Consider the following 2,265-nt stretch of genomic DNA (forward strand, 5'->3'; position numbering starts at 1 on the left):
TCGATGCGCGTCGGCATCTTGTCGATGGTCACGGCTTCCTTGCCGCAGCCACTCCGCGCCTCGGTGTTGTTGCTGTCGCCACCGTAGTCGACGACCCACTGGTAGACACCGGTCACCGTGGTGGTGAATCCAGGCGCCGGAACCTTCGCCTTGCCGTTGTCAAGCGCGATCGGTCCTGCCATGAAGATCCAGCCGTGGGGCTCGTTGGCCGAGGTCTGGTCGAAGTTGCAGGTCGTGTTGTCCGGTCCGAAGAGGTAGAAACGCACGTTTCCGGTCGGGTTGAAGCCCTCGACGGTGGCCGAATCGGTGATTGCCGTGCCCACGGGTGCGCCCTTGGCGTCCGACGGCGTGGTATCGATGCTGGTGGGAGTCTTGTTCACCGTGACAGGCTCATCGCCGCACGTGGTGGGACCGGACTCAACAGCTCCGGTCGCGGTGACGATGATCTCAGCGGTCCACTGGAACGTCCCCGTCGACTGCGGCACAAAGGTGGCCGAAGTCACCGTGCTGTCGGTCAGCGAGGCGGTTGTGACCGGCTCGCTGTCGGTGAAGACGGGGCTGGTGCCCTGCACGCCGCAGGTACCCGGGGCCCAGAGGAAGAACTCCACGTGGCGGGTGCTGTCGGCGTAGACCAGCGCCTGGTCGGCGAGTGGGGTCGTGCCCACCACCCCGACCGTCGGCAGGGGCGTCGTGCCAAGGATGTAATGCGCCGAGGCCGACATCGTCGTGGCAAGGCCCGCGACCGCCACCCCGATGACGGCGCTACCGCCAATGGCCAAGGTGCGAGCGTTTCTCGCCCAACTACGTTGCCGCATGGATGAACCCTCCTGATCCGGCGCCTCCCAGCGCCCCCTACTACCCTGTCCCGCCCACTACATCGATGTAACGAACGCTTCTAACACGTCGTTCCGATCGAACGGCGTTATTGTAACAAACGCTCTGCTACGCCGCAAGCGCCGAGATCGATTGGACGCCCGGAGGGCTCAGGTCCCCCTTCCTTGGCCACCGCCGAGACCGCCCGGGAGGCAGGGCGCGGACCCCCTGGCCGCGCGCCCGCCATCACCGGTTGTGCCCTCAGACGGGAAGCACGGTCCTCTTGAAGTTGGCATTCGTCACAAACGCGAACGAGCAGTAGATCGCCGCGATCGCGGTGAGAAGGGCAAGGATGCCCGAGATCTGGTTCCAACCCGCGCTCGGATCGCTCTTTGCCCAGAAGGCAATGGCCAGCGTGATGAAGGTGAGAGCAAGCAGGAAGAACACCAGCGACACGCCGCGTGACGCCCCTCCCAGCGATGCGATGAACATGTAGGCCGTGAAGATGCCCCATGCAAGGGCATACAGGCCGAGGATCGGGGTGGGATCCTTGGGAAGCAACGGCGCGTAGGTCGTGTTGATCAGCACAAAGCTGAGCCAGAACAACCCGTAACTCGTGAATGCAGTTGCCCCGAACGTGTTACCGACCTTGAACTCCCACATCCCGGCCAGGATCTGTCCGATGCCACCGAACGCAACTGCCATGGCCAGCACCACTGCTGCCGACCCGGCTGTCGTCGTTCCTTTGGCCGCCGTGATGAAGCCGGCGTTGATGGCCCCGAGCAACAGCGTTGTCATCCCGAATCCGATCAGCCCGAGCGGCGCTGGGTTCGCTGCTGGTGCCACCGCCTGCGAAATCCCCGAGGAGGTGGGTGAAGCTGCGGTTGCCATAGGTTTGTAGCCCTCCAATGGTCCGGAGTAGATCGCACCCCGGCGCGTGTTCGTAATCGAACTGTCCCCCACTGCGACGGATCTACTGTTCTTTGGCTTCCTCCTCCGTGGCGCGGCGCTGGAGATCCGCGACGATGCTCGAGTCGGCGAGCGTCGTGGTATCGCCGAGCTTGCGGTTCTCGGCGATGTCGCGGAGCAGGCGGCGCATGATCTTTCCGCTTCGAGTTTTGGGCAGATCTGGCGTGAACGCGATCCACTTCGGCTTGGCGATCGGGCCGATGAGCTTCGAGACGTGCTCGCGCAGCTCGGCGATCAGCTCGGTTGATTCGTCGTACCCCGCGCGCACGGTGACGAAGGCGGAGATCGCCTGTCCGGTCTCGGGGTCGCTCTTGGCCACGACCGCGGCCTCGGCCACCGCGGGGTGATCAACGAGCGCCGACTCGACCTCGGCGGTCGAGATCCGATGTCCGGCAACGTTCATCACGTCGTCGACGCGACCCATGAACCAGAAGTAGCCGTCCTCGTCGATGCGCGCACCGTCGCCGGCGAAGTACTGGGTAC

Annotated in this window: 3 protein-coding genes; all 3 read right to left on the reverse strand. The window is 64.5% G+C overall.

Going from position 1 to position 2,265, the window contains the following annotated elements:
- Positions 1 to 815: hypothetical protein (locus WA225_RS07485; RefSeq protein WP_422607451.1), on the reverse strand; the 815-nt coding region annotated here is incomplete at its 3' end.
- A gap of 259 nt (positions 816 to 1,074) precedes the next feature.
- Entirely contained in the window at positions 1,075 to 1,704 is a 630-nt protein-coding gene (locus WA225_RS07490; RefSeq protein WP_422607452.1) for an acetate uptake transporter, read from the reverse strand.
- Positions 1,705 to 1,786: 82 nt separating this feature from the next.
- On the reverse strand, positions 1,787 to 2,265 hold a 479-nt coding region (locus WA225_RS07495; RefSeq protein WP_422607453.1), incomplete at its 5' end, for an AMP-binding enzyme.

This window comes from Pseudomonas sp. (assembly GCF_049300855.1).
GTDB lineage: Bacteria > Pseudomonadota > Gammaproteobacteria > Pseudomonadales > Pseudomonadaceae > Aquipseudomonas.

Coding starts and splice junctions, on each gene's coding strand:
- WA225_RS07490 (WP_422607452.1), bottom strand. CDS start 1,704: ATGGCAACCGCAGCTTCACCCACCTCCTCGGGGATTTCGCAGGCGGTG.